This is a genomic window from Trueperaceae bacterium (assembly GCA_031581195.1).
In the GTDB taxonomy this organism is placed as follows: Bacteria; Deinococcota; Deinococci; order Deinococcales; family Trueperaceae; genus SLSQ01.
In genome coordinates, this window is record JAVLCF010000191.1 from 1 (window position 1) to 2,549 (window position 2,549).

Genomic DNA, 2,549 nt, shown 5'->3' on the forward strand with positions numbered 1-2,549 from the left:
GGTGGAGAACACCGGGAACCGGCGGAGGACGTTCGGATTCCGCGCCATGGGTGCAGCGGGTGCTGAACTTCGCGCCGACCCCGCGTCGGTGTCGTTGGATGCCGGACAGAGTGTGTCCTCGTCCCTCCGCTTCGTGCCTGAGGAGGATCGCCCTCGCGTGCTCGACTTGCCCATCCGAATCTACCTCGTCGATCGAGAACGAGATCGCTCGGTCGCTCAGGCGGATGTCGACGTGCGGCTCCTTCCGGGGGGAGGCCGAACCGTCGCGAACGATCGGTTTCACGTGCTACCGGTGGAGGTGGAGGGCGCTGTAACTGCCAGCGCGCGCATACGACCGGATGGCACCCGATCAACCCTCGACCGACCGGGAATGAGCATCTCGGTCGACGGACCGTTGGAGGACGGGGGAGACGCCACCGTGACCGCTCGCTTTGCCGTCGGAGGCGAACGGTCCCGCCCCCGGTTTCGCGCCGAATATTGGGGTCGAAACCGCGTTGGGATCGAACTACCGGGCAGCGAAACGGTGGCACCTGGGACGTCGGCCCTGGCCGGCTACGGAGTCCATGCGCGCCTACGCCTTTGGCCTGACACGGCTCGCTCTGAGCGGGACTTCAAGCTTGCGGCGTTCACGGGATCGGACGGACCGCAGGTAGGGGCAGCAGCGGCGCTGGTAGGCCGCGTGGCGGCTGTGGGGGACCCCACGTGGCGCGTGCAGCTTGGCGCGACGTGGCACCCGGACCACATCTCGGTCGGGATTGCTCCGTCGGTCGGTTTGACGGGGTCAACCCCGCTCGCACTGAGTGGGGTGGGTGGTGTTAAGACGGGGGCGGATCGCCCGAGCTGGCACGCCCGACTTGCGAGCGACGGGCGTTCGGCGCTCGGTCGGTTGCGAGCACAGGCCGATTGGTCGCCGCGCCCATTTGGCGAGGCTGGTCCGGGGCCTGCGTTCACGATCACGGCCATGCCTCGGCCATGGTCGGGCCGCGCGTTCCAGGCGGCCTCGAAGGTGGCGACGACGATCACGTTCGAGGGAGAAGATACGCTGGACGACGCCGACGTATCACGAAGGAACACCGAATGGACCGTGCGGGCCGACGTCGACCTGGGCCGATGGGATGCGTTGGCTCGCTGGGAAAGGGACGTCGAGGATCACGTGCGACGGGATGCACCACCGTCGATGCGGAACCAATGGAGTTGGAGCGTCGCGACGCCAGTGTCGATCGCGCGGGGGCGCGTTGGATTCGAGCGTGACGTCGAGTACTGGGCGGGTACGGAGACCGAGCGCCGCGTCACGGCCTTCGGGCGTCTGGCCGACATCGAGTTGGGTGCGCGCACCAACCTGGACCTTTCTGCAAGCTACCGACGGGCGATCGCAGGGGGTTCGTGCGCAGCGGGGTGCGCCGGGCGGTCGACCTGGACGGCTACGGGGACCTGGCATGGGGGTGGTCATCGAACGTCGCTGCAGGTTGACCAAGAGCGCCGTTTGCCCGACGGAGGGACGGACGTGTCCTATGCGCTCGGAACATCGTTTCGAGTGACACGGGGCGTCGCGACCAGTCTTGGTGTCCAGGGGGAGGGCTTGCTGCCCGACCACGTCGCATGGGACGTCGACGGTGCCTTCCGAACGAGGATGGGGGACCTGGAGATCGGTACGAGCATCGCGCAACACGTCCAGGGGAAGCCGAGGACGTCGGTCGCGCTTGCGATGTCGTGGCGGTACCGCATCGACGTGCCCGTCGGATATCGCGCCGATGTGGGCTTCGTCGAAGGAACGGTCGCCTTGAATGGACTGGTCGCCCCGAGCGACGTGGAGCTACGGGTTGGGTCGGGGGCCGTTCCCGTGGCCGAGGACGGTCGCTTTCGAACGCGCCCCATCTCCCCGGGGGCGGCGACGGTGTTTTTCGACACGACGACGTTGCCAACGAACGTGCTGGTCAGTCCGGCACCGGTACGCAAAGTGGACGTGCGGTCCGGTGAATCGGTGAACGTCGAGTTCGCGCTGGTCGAGGCCGGAGCGGTGCAGGGGCGATTGACGTACGCCCCACCTCCGCGTGCGGAGAAGGATGCCGACCGAAGCGTCGTGTACGGCTCCGGACGCCCCGACGTCGATGCTGACGTGGTGCGGGGTCGAACGGTCGTCCTTCGTCAGGGGTCACGCGTCATCGAGGTCCAGAGCGATGCCGATGGTTCCATTCAACGGGAAGGGCTCCACCCGGGAATGTACGAGTGGGAGCTCGTGCGAGACCCCGCCCTCCGCTTCTTTGACGTGGAACCCAACCGAGGGACGGTGGTGGTCGAGGAGGGCGGAATCGGTCGTCTCGACGTCCGCCTCGTTCCTCAACGTAGGACGATCGATATCCAAGACGGGCCGTCCCTGACCATCCCGTGAACCGTGGGCTACGTCGGCCCGGTACTCACAGGCAAGTGGGTGCGGCGCAGCGCGTCGACCCGCTCCGCCAGGTGCGGCCGCTCGTGCCCGACCAAGGCGGTGCGGAGCGCCTCGAGCGTGGAGCGGAGCACCCCGAGGCCGTGCGGGGTGCCGTACCGCG

At 67.8% G+C, this 2,549-nt stretch carries 2 protein-coding genes; one reads left to right on the forward strand and one right to left on the reverse strand.

The window, feature by feature from the left end:
• Positions 1-283: hypothetical protein (locus RI554_11285; GenBank protein ID MDR9392597.1), on the reverse strand; the 283-nt coding region annotated here is incomplete at its 3' end.
• A gap of 723 nt (positions 284-1,006) precedes the next feature.
• Here RI554_11285 and RI554_11290 point away from each other — a divergent pair.
• Positions 1,007-2,389, forward strand: a complete 1,383-nt coding sequence (locus tag RI554_11290) for a hypothetical protein (GenBank protein ID MDR9392598.1) — start codon at positions 1,007-1,009, stop codon at positions 2,387-2,389.
• The last annotated feature ends 160 nt before the right edge of the window (positions 2,390-2,549 follow it).